The organism is Asaia prunellae JCM 25354, assembly GCF_000613885.1.
In the GTDB taxonomy this organism is placed as follows: domain Bacteria; phylum Pseudomonadota; class Alphaproteobacteria; order Acetobacterales; family Acetobacteraceae; genus Asaia; species Asaia prunellae.
Genome location: NZ_BAJV01000023.1, coordinates 1 through 13,360, shown reverse-complemented (window position 1 = coordinate 13,360; position 13,360 = coordinate 1). Strand labels below are relative to the sequence as shown.

At 57.7% G+C, this 13,360-nt stretch carries 13 protein-coding genes and 2 pseudogenes; 6 read left to right on the top strand and 9 right to left on the bottom strand.

The annotated features are described in order from the left end of the window. Window positions 1–9: 9 nt before the first annotated feature. Window positions 10–620, bottom strand: a pseudogene (gene aat, locus JCM25354_RS19415) (leucyl/phenylalanyl-tRNA--protein transferase). Window positions 621–786: 166 nt separating this feature from the next. On the opposite strand from aat, the gene JCM25354_RS21475 reads away from it, so the two are divergent. Beyond that, window positions 787–951: a hypothetical protein gene (locus JCM25354_RS21475; RefSeq protein ID WP_159103516.1), complete on the top strand. Its 165-nt coding sequence runs from the start codon at window positions 787–789 to the stop codon at window positions 949–951. A gap of 42 nt (window positions 952–993) precedes the next feature. On the opposite strand, the gene JCM25354_RS14780 is transcribed toward JCM25354_RS21475, so the two are convergent. Continuing rightward, a complete protein-coding gene (locus JCM25354_RS14780; protein WP_025886616.1) occupies window positions 994–1,830 on the bottom strand; it encodes an EcsC family protein in 837 nt (278 codons plus the stop codon). Window positions 1,831–2,247: 417 nt separating this feature from the next. Between JCM25354_RS14780 and JCM25354_RS14775 the strand changes: the two genes are divergently transcribed. The 4 genes from JCM25354_RS14775 to JCM25354_RS22815 all read left to right on the top strand — a co-directional run bounded on the left by JCM25354_RS14775 (window position 2,248) and on the right by JCM25354_RS22815 (window position 5,192). Then, a complete protein-coding gene (locus JCM25354_RS14775; protein ID WP_025886615.1) occupies window positions 2,248–3,630 on the top strand; it encodes an NAD-dependent succinate-semialdehyde dehydrogenase in 1,383 nt (460 codons plus the stop codon). Between the two features lie 140 nt (window positions 3,631–3,770). Then, a complete protein-coding gene (locus JCM25354_RS14770; RefSeq protein WP_025886613.1) occupies window positions 3,771–4,400 on the top strand; it encodes a PadR family transcriptional regulator in 630 nt (209 codons plus the stop codon). Continuing rightward, window positions 4,397–4,840, top strand: a complete 444-nt coding sequence (locus tag JCM25354_RS22820) for a siderophore-interacting protein (RefSeq protein WP_051537443.1) — start codon at window positions 4,397–4,399, stop codon at window positions 4,838–4,840. Before JCM25354_RS14770 ends, JCM25354_RS22820 begins: the two co-directional genes overlap by 4 nt. After that, complete coding sequence (locus JCM25354_RS22815) at window positions 4,824–5,192, top strand: siderophore-interacting protein (protein ID WP_051537442.1); 369 nt, start codon at window positions 4,824–4,826, stop codon at window positions 5,190–5,192. The genes JCM25354_RS22820 and JCM25354_RS22815 overlap by 17 nt, the downstream gene beginning before the upstream one ends. A 190-nt stretch (window positions 5,193–5,382) precedes the next feature. Here JCM25354_RS22815 and JCM25354_RS20440 read toward each other — a convergent pair whose 3' ends face one another. The 6 genes and pseudogenes from JCM25354_RS20440 to JCM25354_RS14740 form a co-directional block, all read right to left on the bottom strand. Further along, window positions 5,383–5,730, bottom strand: a complete 348-nt coding sequence (locus JCM25354_RS20440; protein ID WP_051537441.1) for a hypothetical protein — start codon at window positions 5,728–5,730, stop codon at window positions 5,383–5,385. Next, window positions 5,730–6,563, bottom strand: coding sequence for an MFS transporter (locus tag JCM25354_RS19405; RefSeq protein ID WP_051537440.1), 834 nt, complete (start codon window positions 6,561–6,563; stop codon window positions 5,730–5,732). The genes JCM25354_RS20440 and JCM25354_RS19405 overlap by 1 nt, the downstream gene beginning before the upstream one ends. Before the next feature lie 10 nt (window positions 6,564–6,573). After that, entirely contained in the window at window positions 6,574–7,551 is a 978-nt protein-coding gene (locus JCM25354_RS14755) for a phosphotransferase enzyme family protein (protein WP_035448041.1), read from the bottom strand. Continuing rightward, window positions 7,548–8,791: pseudogene (locus JCM25354_RS19400) on the bottom strand (aspartate aminotransferase family protein). Before JCM25354_RS19400 ends, JCM25354_RS14755 begins: the two are co-directional and overlap by 4 nt. A gap of 94 nt (window positions 8,792–8,885) precedes the next feature. Next, window positions 8,886–9,959 carry a class II histone deacetylase gene (locus JCM25354_RS19395; RefSeq protein ID WP_243444100.1) on the bottom strand — a complete coding sequence of 358 codons (1,074 nt, stop codon included), beginning with the start codon at window positions 9,957–9,959 and terminating at the stop codon, window positions 8,886–8,888. Between the two features lie 475 nt (window positions 9,960–10,434). Next, a complete protein-coding gene (locus JCM25354_RS14740; protein ID WP_025886610.1) occupies window positions 10,435–11,631 on the bottom strand; it encodes a phytanoyl-CoA dioxygenase family protein in 1,197 nt (398 codons plus the stop codon). A gap of 142 nt (window positions 11,632–11,773) precedes the next feature. Here JCM25354_RS14740 and JCM25354_RS14735 point away from each other — a divergent pair, with 142 nt between their 5' ends. After that, window positions 11,774–12,814 (top strand): LacI family DNA-binding transcriptional regulator, encoded by a 1,041-nt coding sequence (locus JCM25354_RS14735; protein ID WP_025886609.1) that lies wholly within the window; start codon window positions 11,774–11,776, stop codon window positions 12,812–12,814. Window positions 12,815–12,837: 23 nt separating this feature from the next. Here the strand turns inward: JCM25354_RS14735 and JCM25354_RS14730 are convergent. Continuing rightward, on the bottom strand, window positions 12,838–13,360 hold a 523-nt coding region (locus JCM25354_RS14730; protein ID WP_025886608.1), incomplete at its 5' end, for a pyridoxamine 5'-phosphate oxidase family protein.

Below are 13,360 nucleotides of genomic sequence, written 5' to 3'. Positions count from 1 at the left end.
TATCCCCTCCTAAACGTCGTGCCAGGCATTACTGCCTTCACGAAGACGGATGATCTCCTGCCGGAGACTGTCCAGCGAAAGATCTTCATTCCACGATGCCCCAATCCCGACCGCATGGTCCAGCATCAACCGATAAGTCTCATCAGGAACAGTGAGACAGCCAAAGGTTTCGAGATGAGCCGTGGGGAACTGCGTATCGAGCAATGCAAAGCCATTGCGGCGCAGTGCGGCGACCAGGTGGACAAGCGCCACCTTGGAGGCATCCGTACAACGCGAGAACATGCTCTCGCCAAAAAAGCTCCGCCGATTCTGACACCGTAAAGCCCGCCAACCAGTGTCCCATCCGCCCAGCTCTCTACCGAATGGGCATGACCGAGACGATGCAACTGGCTGTAATGCCCCTGCAGGCGCTGGCTGATCCAAGTCTCATCACGACCTGAGGTTTCGGCACACAAGCCTATCACCTCGTCGAAACACCTGTCACAGGTTACCCTAAAGCGTCCCTGGAGCGCGGTTCGTGCCAGCCTGCGGGAAAGATGAAAGCGACAATCCAGGGGCAATACCCCACGCTCCAGGGGGCGATGCCAGGTAATATCCCTAGCGTCTCTTCCTTCTGACATGGGGAAAACACCCATGCGATAGGCACCCAGCAGGTGCTCCGGCGTCAAAAGATCAGACATGACAGGAATTATGCCGCAACTCGCCGGCAACAGACACTTTCTGATAGGCGGCTATCAGCTGGTTATGATAGCCGATCCTTCTGCCAGCTTGTGATGGGATTCCGGCATGCCTTTGACTTTCGTTTATCTGATCGGCATTGCGCTCTGCGCTGTGCTGGCCTTTATCGCCCCGCATTATCAGGTACTCGCTTTCGTCATGACAGTGATCTTCTCGATCCAGCTTGTACCGGTTGGTATTTTTGAAATCTTCTACACCCGCAAGCCGGATTGAAAGAGCCTTCCCTGTCTCGGCAACAGGGTAAGCGATCTGCGATCAGATACTCGCGTCGACGCTACCTGTCTGACGCATATGCTGTGCCGTATCACGCACAATCGGTCCGTGCTGCCGCTCCAGACGTCTGATGGTAAACTGCGCCCGGGCCACAGCACGGTAATGTGAGAGAAAAGCCGCATTCAGGGAAGCACCACAGAGTGCCCCTGCTACAGGTACCATCTGCAGGGCGAATTTACGCGACAGTCCGATACCATAATGCGAGGCGACTTCGGCAATGAGTAGAACGATTGGTTTGCCACGCATAAGGGCCCGGGCAGAAAAGAAGCCCAGCTCGCTTTCATCGCCCGACTGACCGGCGAGAAAACCTTTGAGAGCGAAAACCTCAAGACAGGCCCGCCTGGTATCGTCGTCAGACAGATCCTCGCCTTCCTCACGCGCAATCCTGGCGATTTCACGCATGATCGTGAGAGTCGTGAACCCGATATCAGGCATCAACCCCACAACACCCCCGAAACCACCGAGCGCCCCGGATACGGCAACGGCCGCCTGAGCTGCCGGATCACGCCATTTTGGAGCCTTGACGGCAGATTCCTGCGCCATACCCAGAATGGCAACATCGAAAGCCCGTGTGATGGATGCTTCGGCAAGGCCCTGCAGCTTGGCCTGGATATTGGGCGCCATGCCCAGGCCCTGCATACCAAGCCGTGTCGCCTGCCCTACAGCACCACCCATCAGATCAGCCAGACGTACAAGCACACCACGCCCGTGTTCAACCTTGGCAAGAGCCGCCTGAAGCTGCGCCAGGGACTCGCTGTCGAGGGCGAGAGGAGCGATTTCGCCGATGCCGGAGAAGGTTGATCCGGTTGCTGGAGCCATGAGATGTGTTCTCCCTGAGCTGGCACGCCGCAAGGCGGGGCTGGAAATGACAGGTCCTGTGATGACAGACGCAACGCCTGACCTTACCGGCAGTCACCAAATATTGTGGCGAAGCCGGTTTTTTTTCATCCTACACCGTCAGAGGAAAACGAAACAGTCAGCCTCCTCTCAGGAGGCCAGACAACACAACAGGAGCCAGATCACTCCCGGGAGATGTTACTCCTGCGACCCAAACCGGACCATAGTCCAAGAACAGCTTTCTCCGTCATGTTCGGGAGCATCTGCTCCTTGCTTGCGGAACACTCTCGGCGGCTATCGGCGGTACTTCTTCCGCCAAGCAAGGGCCCGACTGATCCGGTCAGACAATCCGACGCAACAGGTATGGCGTTATTGAAACAACAACCAGAGGTAGAAATCATGACCAGCCCGCACTCCGATGACGGCGTCTCGACAGTCAACCCAGCCAACGGCGAGACCCTGAACTATTATCCCTTCCTGTCTGACAGCGCGGTGCACGATACGCTGCGTCAGGTTGAGCGAGGCTATGAAGGATGGCGGGCGAAATCCCTGGGTGCCCGTCTGGATCTGCTGCATCGTTTTGCTACCAGACTGCGCGAGCGCAAGGATGAACTGGCGCGCATGGCAACCCTGGAAATGGGCAAGACAATCAGCTCGGCGCGCACCGAGATCGAAAAATGCGCTTCGGTCATCGACTGGTACGGCCAGCATGCTCCGGCATTGCTACGAGACAAGCCCATGACCGTGCCTGTAGGCAAGGCATATCTGAGTTATGCGCCAACCGGAATCGTTCTGGCCGTCATGCCCTGGAATTTTCCGTACTGGCAGATCATCCGTGCGGCCGTGCCAATTCTGGTCGGCGGAAATGGCTTCATCGTCAAGCCGGCCGAAAATACACTGGGTTGCGGCGAATTACTCAACGAAATCGCCCGCGAATGCGATCTCGACGACGTTTTCATGAGTGTCAACCTCTCCCGGGAACAGACCGCCCATGTGATTGCCGATTCCCGGATTTCCGGCGTGACTGTCACAGGGAGTGTGCGAGCCGGGCGTATCCTTGCCGGGATCGCCGGTCAGAACGGAAAGAAATCACTCCTCGAACTCGGCGGCTCTGATCCGTTCATTGTTCTCGCCACGGCCAATCTCGACAAGGCGGTCGATGCGGCTATTGCCGCGCGCTTCGCCAATTGCGGTCAGGTCTGCATCGCAGCCAAGCGCATCATACTCGAAGCACCGATTGCCGAAGCCTTTGCGCAGAAATTCCTTGAAAAGGCGCGTTCCCTGACACTGCAGGCCCCTCTCAGTGACGATGCATTCATAGGACCTATGGCACGCGCCGATCTGCGTGACGGGTTGCATGAGCAGGTCAGGCGCAGCATCTCCGAAGGCGCCCAGCTGCTGCTGGGTGGCAAAGCGGTCGATCGTCCCGGCGCCTGGTACGAACCAACCGTTCTTGCAGGTATTACTCGCCATATGACTGCGTTCAAGGAAGAGCTTTTTGGCCCTGTTGCCTGCCTTATCGAAGCACGCGATGTCGAGCACGCCATCTCCCTGGCCAATGACAGCGCCTACGGACTTGGTGCCAGTCTGTGGACAGAGGATGCCGCTCTCGCTCAGACCCTCGCCCAGCGAATCGAAACTGGCGGCGTTTTCATCAACCGGATTACAGCATCTGACCCGGCCCTCCCCATCGGTGGCGTGAAAGCCAGCGGCTATGGCCGCGAACTGACTGAACTCGGCCTGCATGAGTTCATGAATATCAAGACCGTCTGGGCCTGCTGAGCCCTTTTTCCTGCTTTGGTCTTCACGGGCCAAAGCGGGCTGTGCGGAAACGTCCTTTCGAAAAAAAGAAGCATATGCAGAATACTCTTGCGTTATATCTTAAGATATAACACACTCTTAAGATATAACAGGAGATATAAATGCTTTTCCGTCATCATTTTCGACATGCATTCAGCCGTCACGACGGCGCCGGTTCCGGTGAGGGCCGTCGTTCTCATGGGGGTCATCGCTCCGGTGGGCGCTTTGGCCGCCATCGCGGCGACGACATTCCGGGTGGGCGCAAACTGAGTTCCGAGGAGCTTCAGCTCGTTATCCTTGCCCTGCTGGAAGAAAGCCCGGCTCATGGGTATGAAATCATCCGCAGGCTCGAAGAGCGTTCCAACGGTTTCTATAAACCCAGCCCCGGCATGGTGTATCCGGCCCTCACCTATCTTGAGGAAATCGGACAAGCTGAGGTGACTCCTGAGGGTACGCGCAAACTCTACACCATCACCAGACAAGGCTGCGACCAGCTGTCCGGCAACAGAGCGGAAGCAGAGCGCATTCTGGATATTCTGGCGCGTATCGGTAGCCGTATGAGCGAGGTCCGTGAGGCTTTTGCAGGGCTGCATGATGCGGACCCCGAGGCCGCGGATGGCCTGCACAAGGCACGGCACAAGATCAAGACAGCCCTCTATGACCGCCGTGGCTGCAGCCCTGCAGAAGCGCGACGCATAGCGGCCATACTCACGCGCGCAGCCCTGGAAATCACAGGGGAAAACCAGTCATGACCAGCACGGAGCATATTCCCGCGAAGATACGCCACCCCCTGCGGCTTCGACGTATCGAAGTTGCGGAAATCATCCCTCTCTCCAGCACAATGCAGCGCATCGTCTTCAAGGGAGATGACCTGCATGATTTCGTGACTGCGGGTACTGATGATCACGTCAAGCTGTTCTTTCCGCAACCGGGGAGTGACGAGCTGATCCTGCCCGAAATAGGAGCCGATCGCAGTGCCGTGCATGACCCACGTGTGATCGCCCGTGATTACACGCCAAGACGGTTTGACGAAGAACAGCGTGAGCTGATCATCGATTTCGTGCTTCATGAAGAGGGCCCCGCCACACGATGGGCGGCTCAGGCCAGAAAAGGCCAGATACTTGGCATGGGGCCCCAAAGCATCGCATATCGTCCCGGATACGCTGACCCGTCACTTGCTGATTGGCGATGATACGGCCTTGCCTGCCATCGCCCGCACGCTTGAAACCCTCCCCCCCAATCACCGTGCCGTTGTGCTTCTCGACACGCGGGAAACCGAGAAATCCTATCCGCTTTTCAGCCATGCCTGGATGGAGGTGCATCGGTGCCAGAAGGGTGGTGATGAGACCCTCCACGCCCTGCTGCGTCATGTCGTTCTGCCTGCAACAGACAAACTTCATGTCTGGATCGCAGCGGAGATCAGCGTCGTACGCACCTTGCGCGATCATCTCGTGAATGAGGAGGCTGTGCCAAGGGCGCAGATACGTGCGGCCGGATACTGGCGGCGAGGAGATGATGATGACACATTGGCTGATGTGAACTAACCAAAGCACAAAGGCGGGGTTTTCACATACTCGCAGCGATTACGATGCTCCAATGGGAGAAAGCCGTGATCGCATGAAGCGTAGGAAACATACCTGTTCTGATCGAGAGCCCACCACTACCGGCAAGGATGATCACAGATCAGAATCAGGCCCTCTTTCAGTTCAAGAGCATCCGCCGCACAAACCTCTGTCATGACACGTTGTCGATCAGCCCCCTCGGCCTATGACGCACGAGAATCAGCAGGACCGATCCTGCCAGCAGCAGACACGCGCCCAGCAGCAGCGGGGTCGTTCCGCCGCTGGTCTGGAGCACATACCCCCCGGCAGCCGGCCCCAGTGCAAAGCCCGCGCCGAGGGTCAGATTGACGACTGCCATCGTCTCAATGGCTCTTGCCAGACGCACGATACGTGCAAGCACGAATGGCACAGTGAATGTCCAGGCGAATTTGAAAACGCAGGCCGCCCCCAGAAAGCGTAGCCCCGACAGGTCGCCTATCAGCGCGAGCAGCGCGACAACGATCAAACCATAACCTGCCATCAGTGCCAGCGCTGCGTGCCCAAGGCCGCGCTGGTCAACCCAACGGCCCACGGCAGAGGCACACAGGCCGCCAACGATGCCAAACAACGCCGCCGTGGCCATGGCACTATCAACGCGCGCGCGCAACAGACCGGAATCAACGCCGATTTCTCGAGAAAAGTCCAGATGCCAGCGATAGCGAGATAGAAGAGCAGAACGCCCCCGATGCGCAATCCGGTACCCAGAATGTCGACCGACACACCCACCTCGGCTGCACCAGGCGCGACGGAAGCCGGTAGCCATGGAAGGGTTACCGCCGCACCTGCCATTAACAGGGCAACAAAGACATAAACCCCCTGAACCCCGATATGATCGGCTATGACCGGAAACGCCAGAATGACAAGCGCACTCAGCATCAATTGTCCTGCGACCCAGGCGCCAAACCCTACTTCCTGGCGTGGCAAGCGGGCGATCCCGGTCATGGTCAGGATCATCACGGTGCCTCCAGCCGCCGACGCGCCGACGCGCAACGCAAGCAGCCAGGCATAGGACCCCGCGAACCAGGACAGCAGATTGAAAACAACGAAGCCAGCGACGGCCATCGCCATCGCCCGCCGCAAGGGCACGTAACGCACAAGAAGAATAGCGGGAAGGCTGACCAGGCTCGTCGCCCCCAGTTCCGACAGAAAATAGAGCCCGACCTGAGAAGGCGAGAGCGCGAACCCGCGTGCCAGTACTCCCGCCAGGGCAGGCGCCCCCAGTGGCATGACCGATCCCACGGCGGACAGGGCTACGAGCGCCAGAAGCTGACGCCAGACGCCAGGATGTGAGGATGTTGGCGGATTGGAGGGCATTATCCGTTCCTCATACCGTGCGATGGACAAGATACGCGCGGGCAAGTTCCTCCGCCCTTCGCGCGAAAGCATCTCCCAGTTCCCTCGCCGTCTCGGTTTCGGGGCGGCTTTGTACCCAGCCCACATAGGTCAGGGCACGAAGGAACATGAACAGCGGGAGGTGATCACGATCGGTCGTATCGAAATGAAAATGATGACGATAAGCGGACAGGAATGCGCGCTCCAGCACAGGCAGGCGATCTTCTGGCGTATGAAAATACAGGCAGGTTACAATATCGAACAGGAACCACCCTGGCCCGCAATCATCGAAGTCAATCAGTGTCACGCCCGCGTGCTCGTCAAATATCACATTATCTGCCAGGGCATCGGCATGAATGAGGCCGTAATGTGCCGGCCCGGTACTCAGGGCCCGCAACGCCTCACTGGCTCGTTCCGCCGCATGCAGCACTATTTCGCGTCCCGCACCGTGCAGGCCAGGAAACGCACGGAAATTACCCCAGAGGGGCGTCTCGCCTAACAGAGCATCATGGTCCCAGGCGGGGCGAAAAAAATCCGCAGGCGGCGTCCAGTATGCGGCATCGCGGTGCATCCGTCCGAGCATGTCCCCTAACGTCGCATAGATGCGGGTTAGCGTCGGCAGATCGTCGATCTCGACGACAGGTCGCCCTGGCACCCAACTCATCATGTCTGCAAATCCGCTGGCGCCCGTACCATAGGCCACGATCATGGCGCCGTTTGCTGCACGGATCGGAGAGGGCGCTGGAAAGCCCTGCGCGACAAGCGCGCTCATCCAGAAAAGCTCGGAATGCAGGGCTGCCGCATTGTGATAACCCGGCCGGTGCAGGCGGAGCACTGCGCGCTGCCCCGTGGCATCCGAAACCGCAAAAACGGCATTCTCCCGATACTTGAGCAGACGTTCGACCTGCCAGCCCCCCGTCCATTGCCCAAGCACAGTGATCGCCTCGGCGGTCAGCATTGCCTCGTTCATTGGTGTGGGACCTTGGCCAGAACCGTATCGAGCGTAGCGATAAGCAGCGCCGCCTCATCCTCCTGAATGACCATGGGGGGACGGATCTTCAGCACATTGTCGTCCGGACCAATGCGACTGATCAGCACGCCGTGCTCACGCATGGCATTCACGACGCGCCGGGTCCGTGCGGCATCCGGGATTCCCGTGCCGGGATGAACGAACGTGAGGCCAAAAAACAGACCGCAGCCGCGAACATCCTGAATACCGTCATGTCTAGTCGCCAATGTCCCCAGTTCGTCCTTTACGCACGCGCCAGACGCTGGGCGTAAGCCAAAAGGTCCTCGTCGCGCAGAACATTCATCACCGCCAACCCGGCGACGGCCGAAACTGGATTCCCGCCGAACGTGTTGAAATAGAGCGCGGCCTTGCCGAAGGACTCCAGAAGATCACGCCGCGTGATCACGCCTGCTACCGGCAGGCCATTGCCCATGGGTTTGCCCAAGGTCACGAAATCCGGCACGATCCCGTGACGCTGGTATCCCCACATTACACCGCCTGTGCGGCCGAAACCCGGCTGTACCTCGTCTCCTATGAAAAAGCCGCCGGCATCACGGATCCGCGCCACTGCACCAGCCAGATAGCCTTCGGGTACCGCTCTCAACCCTTCGGTCGAAAAGACGGTATCCAGCAGCAGTGCCGCGACGCCGTAGCCGGCCTCCTGCAAGGATGCGACGGCGTCGGACACAGCCCGCAAGGCTTCAGCCAGAATCGCCGTATGCTCACTGGCAGGACACCCTGTCACGTCGGGGATGCGTATTGTACGGACCCACGGCGCAAGGGCTTCGGGAGCAGGCAGGCCGGTGGTCAGTGCTGCCAACGTGGAGGAATTGCCGTGATAGCTGAAATCGCTGACGATAACGCCGTGCTGCCCGCTACCGAAGCGCGCCATGCGCAACGCCAGCTCGTTTGCTTCGGTGCCGGTGCAGCAGAACTGCACCACGTTCAGCGGTGCATCAACGGTTGCCACAAGCCTTTCAGCATAAGCGACGACGGGTTCGGTAAGATAGCGCGTGTGGATGTTAAGGCGCGCAATCTGGTCCGTGATCGCCTGCACCACCCTCGGGTGACAATGTCCGACATGCGGCACGTTGTTATAGGCATCCAGATAGCGTCGACCGGCACTATCCGTCAGCCATACCCCCTGGGCGCTGACCGCGTGGAGGGGCGTGTCGTAAAACAAGGGAGAGGCGGTTCCCATCACGGCCTGACGGCGTGCGAACAGGGCTGCGTCGGTTGGTGAGAGTTTCATCATGACGAGGCCAGACCGAATCCGGCAGCCATTTCGTCCAGAATCATGTTCTGAAAGGCCGCGAAGCGGGCGGAAGGTTGCTGAAGTGCGATAAAGGGTTCGATCTCATCCACGACGCAGTCTTGTGGTCGGCCATCGTCTCGATCAGTGCCTGCCCGCAGAACGGTACATAGGCCTCGGAATACCCTCCCTCATGCGCGGCGACGACCTTGCCGGCACAGCAGATTTCCGCAACGTCCATAATACGTGACATGAGATAGCGGTATGTCGGTGACGCCAGCATCATCCGGGCCAGCGGATCGAACGCATTGGCATCGAAACCGCAGGCGACGATGATCAGCTCCGGACGATAATCCATCAGAGCTGGCACCACGATCTTTTCCATGGCGCCGACATACGCCTCATGGCCGCCGCCTGGCAGGAGCGGGATATTGATATTATATCCTGTTCCCGCTCCCACGCCCCGACGTTCCGTGCCGCCGAAGCCTGCAGGAAAGCAATTCTCCTGATGGATCGAAATCGTCAGTACATCAGCACGATCATAGAAGATCGCCTCAGTCCCGTTACCATGATGTACGTCCCAATCCACGACGGCAATGCGGGAAATGCCATGTCGAAAACGCGCTGCCTCAATGGCGATAGGGATATTGGCTAGGAAGCAAAAGCCCATCGCCTGGTCAGGCAGGCAATGATGCCCGGGCGGTCGACTGAGCGCATAGGCATTGTCCAGCTCGCCAACCAGAACCATGTCCAAAGCACGCATCACCAACCCGGCCGATTTGCGTGCATAATCGTAACTGCCTTTGCCGAAACTGGCCTGCGGTCCCATCGTACCACCCTCGGCAGCGCTCAGGACGCTGAAAGCGGCCAGATAATCCGGCGTATGGACGCGCAGCAGATCCTCCTCGTACGCGGCCGGAGCACTGTGGCATACCAGTTCTGCCAATAATCCCGAGACATCAAGCAGACTTTTCAGGCGCCGTTTGCTGTCTGGCGATTCTGGCAGACTGGCGCCCGCCGTTGGCTGAACCCAGCCCCCCACTGGCAGCGGACCAACATGCGGCTGTCCGACATGCCAGAAGCAGGTCTCATCCGAGAAAAAACCCGTACGCTTCACGATTTTACTCCGTATCTGGTTATCGGAAACCTGCGAACAAGCTGCCAGTCAGAGCGAAGCCGCCGCCCGTGTCATGTTGTGGGCATTACCGGCAATATTTACAAAATTATTGCGATATAAAAATGTTTTCTATTAAGAAAGTCTGTGCAATGGCAGCAATCCCACCGGAATACCCGACAGATCTTTCTTCTATACCATGTTTATTACATAAAATACATAATTCACATAAGGTTTATTAACCTTTTCCGCTTGTGATTCCGTGTTTTCATCAGGATTTATAATTTATTTGCAATGATTTACAGTTTTTTTGACTATACAGATGTGTAATATGAATAATTTGTGAGAAGAAATTTCTAGACAACAGAATAGTCAGATAGTTTTTTATAGCGGCTGATATGAGACAGCCGAAATCCAGCGGAAAGGCTGAACCGGCCGAGGAGCGAGAAATCCCCGACCAGCCTGCTCATTTCGTCTTTCAGGTCAGTGTGCTTCTGACCCGTTCTGCAAGCGCTTCGACGAAACGCGCCTCTGCCCAGTTTTCCTCCAGCGCCTGACGGAACAGGGCCTGTTGACTTTGCGGTGCCAACCCACCAATCGGTGGGTCGCGATCGAGATTGGTCGGAAAGGCATAGCCTTCCGCACTTGCGGCAATGACCCGGCCAATTGCCTCCTGTGCAAGGCTTTGGTCCCGGTTGTGTTCCTGCAGCACCGGATACAAAGCACGGGCCATACGGGCCCGATCCATACTCTCCATCGCCCGTCCGAATGCGGACGACACCTGAAGGAGATTGGCCATCCGCCTTGTGCTTCTGGAACGGTTACTCCCCGCAGCGTGAAACAATGCCGGGCTGAAAAAAACAGCATCACCCTTGTGCAAGGGAAGCTGGAGATAATTCTCGTTGAACCACTCCCTCACCTCCGGGGTCTGCGTCGCCAGATAGCCGGGGCCATATTTCTGGGTAAACGGCATATACAGCGTCGGTCCGCTTTCGAGCGGCATGTCACAATGCGCCACCGCTCCCTGCAAGGTCAGGAAAGGTGAAAGAGCATGAACATGCGCGGGATATTGACTCACCTGTTGGGGAGACTGGAAGCCAAGATGGTAATCACGATGGACGGATTGTGCCTCACCACCGGGATTGACCACATTGACCTGTGACGTGATCTGATAGGCTGGACCGAGCCAGGCTTCGCTGACAAGCGCGATCATGTCATTGGCGTAATAACGGACAAAACCTTCGGGATCGAGCAGGCACAGCTTTTCGAGAGCGTTCCAGACGCGGTCATTTGCTCCCTTTTTGGCGAAGTGATCGCCTGTTTCCATGCCATTCCGCCGTTCATTGGCAATCAGCTTCTCGAACTGGACGGTAACGTGATCCAAAGCCTCGACATCGTCGAAAGCCTGTTTCAGCACGATGATACCCGGCCCGTCTTTAAGTGCGGAAACCCATTCGGCCATGATGCGGCACCTGCCTTCCGGCTGAGCCAAAAGACGACGCAACGCAGCGCAATCATAGAGAGGGACCTGTCCACCTCCGATATCAGAGGCAAGAGGGTAATCACGCAGAGTAACTTTCTGACCCGTAAGGATTTTCAGATCTTCAAGCGATACGGAATCTGGCGAATACCAGTTCTGATCCGTTTTTTTTTCAGAGAGAGTATTGGGCTTCACTGTTTACACTCCGGTCCTGTCCCCCTTTTCCCGCCACGGGCCCCTTGCCCATCGGCCCTCGAGAGACGACACAATGAGATTACGGTTTTGTAATTGCCCTCCACAGACCTGAAACACCTCAAAAACACCTCAGGAAGAAGGTATGGCTGACAAACATCCCCTCAAGGATATTGCGAGACAGGCTGGTGTTGGTCTCGCCACCGTGGACCGTGTACTGCATGATCGAGAGGGCGTACGTCCCGCCACAAGACGACGCGTGTATCAGGCCATGGACGAGCTCTCACGCCAGAGCCTCGAAAACTCCCTGCAAGGCAGCCGGATGGTCATTGATCTGTTGATGGAGGCGCCAAACCGCTTCTCTTCTGCCGTCCGGATGGCACTTGAAGCCCAACTGCCCGCATTGCTGCCTATCGCCCTGCGCGTACGTGCGCATCTGAGCGAGACAGCGACAGGCAGGGAGACAGCCGCCATTATGGCACGTATCCGCAAACGCGGTTCGAATGGCATCCTTCTAAAGGCCCCGGATCATCCAGCCATTCGCGAGGAAATCCGGGCCTGTGCCCGGGCTCGCATTCCTGTCATCACCCTTGTGACCGATCTCCATGGCAGCGACCGTCTGGCCTATATTGGCCTCGATAACCATGGAGCGGGCAGCACGGCGGCATGGCTTATTGCAGGATGGATGCCGCGTCTGCTTTATGCGGAGAGTTCGGTACTCGTCGTCGTGTCCAGCGCCCGATTCAAGGGAGAGGAAGAACGGGAACACAGCTTTCGGCATTATCTCGCCTGTCATGCACCTCATCTGGGTATTGTTTCCCTAGGAGAGGGTAACGGCCTCGACTGGCGGACCTATGACCTTGTCGAACAGGCTCTTCTTGCCCATCCCGGAATCGAGGCCATCTATTCGATCGGAGGAGGCAACAAGGCAATCGCGGCAGCACTTGAGAAATGCAACCGGATACCGCGAGTCTTTATTGGTCATGATCTGGACAGGGATAACAGGGCACTTCTTGCAGATGGGACGCTGACGGCAATTCTTCATCATGATCTGGGGGCGGACATGCTCCAGGCCTGTCAGCTTCTGATCGAAGCCAACCGTCTTCGCCCTGCAAGCATCAATGCCCTCCCCAGTCCTGCCCAGATCATTACCTCCCTGAATTTACCCCACCCTTCCGGCGTCTGAATATCTCTCTCCCGGAGCAGAACTCAGGCAACGAATTTTGCCTGGGCCGCGCGTATCGACGCCGGCAGAGGCACGCCTTCCGGAGTATGGGCATCCTGAATGCCAGTACCCAAGGCCGTCACGACAGGCACGACGCCGCCCCAGAGCGTCGAAGGAAGATCGACCGGGTCCTCAACGGGCGGCCCCGTACGTATCTTGGCACTGGCGGCCTCGATTTCGAGCGCAATCACGCCCGTCGCCTTGAGCTCCTGCGCTGTCATCGCGCGCAACTCACTGGTTCGACCGGGCAGAAGATGATTGGTAATCGCATCGAGCGCGCAATGATGTTCCTCGCCGGTCACCCTGCGGGCTTCACCATGTATGACAGCACTGCGGTAATTGACGGAATGGTGAAAGGAAGAGCGGGCTACCACGATCCCGGTCAGATGGGTCACGATCAGACAAAGTTTCTGCCCATCCAGCCCCATCAGTCGGGTTTTTGATGCCCCGTGAATGTAAAGCGTCGATCCGCTTCTCGCAAAGGCCATAGGGATGACCATCGGGCGG

Excerpts from the sequence above, each read along its gene's own strand:
- JCM25354_RS21475 (WP_159103516.1), top strand. The coding sequence starts at position 787 with ATGCCTTTGACTTTCGTTTATCTGATCGGCATTGCGCTCTGCGCTGTG.
- JCM25354_RS14780 (WP_025886616.1), bottom strand. The coding sequence starts at position 1,830 with ATGGCTCCAGCAACCGGATCAACCTTCTCCGGCATCGGCGAAATCGCT.
- JCM25354_RS14775 (WP_025886615.1), top strand. The coding sequence starts at position 2,248 with ATGACCAGCCCGCACTCCGATGACGGCGTCTCGACAGTCAACCCAGCC.
- JCM25354_RS14770 (WP_025886613.1), top strand. The coding sequence starts at position 3,771 with ATGCTTTTCCGTCATCATTTTCGACATGCATTCAGCCGTCACGACGGC.
- JCM25354_RS22820 (WP_051537443.1), top strand. The coding sequence starts at position 4,397 with ATGACCAGCACGGAGCATATTCCCGCGAAGATACGCCACCCCCTGCGG.
- JCM25354_RS20440 (WP_051537441.1), bottom strand. The coding sequence starts at position 5,730 with ATGGCAGGTTATGGTTTGATCGTTGTCGCGCTGCTCGCGCTGATAGGC.
- JCM25354_RS19405 (WP_051537440.1), bottom strand. The coding sequence starts at position 6,563 with ATGCCCTCCAATCCGCCAACATCCTCACATCCTGGCGTCTGGCGTCAG.
- JCM25354_RS14755 (WP_035448041.1), bottom strand. The coding sequence starts at position 7,551 with ATGAACGAGGCAATGCTGACCGCCGAGGCGATCACTGTGCTTGGGCAA.
- JCM25354_RS14735 (WP_025886609.1), top strand. The coding sequence starts at position 11,774 with ATGGCTGACAAACATCCCCTCAAGGATATTGCGAGACAGGCTGGTGTT.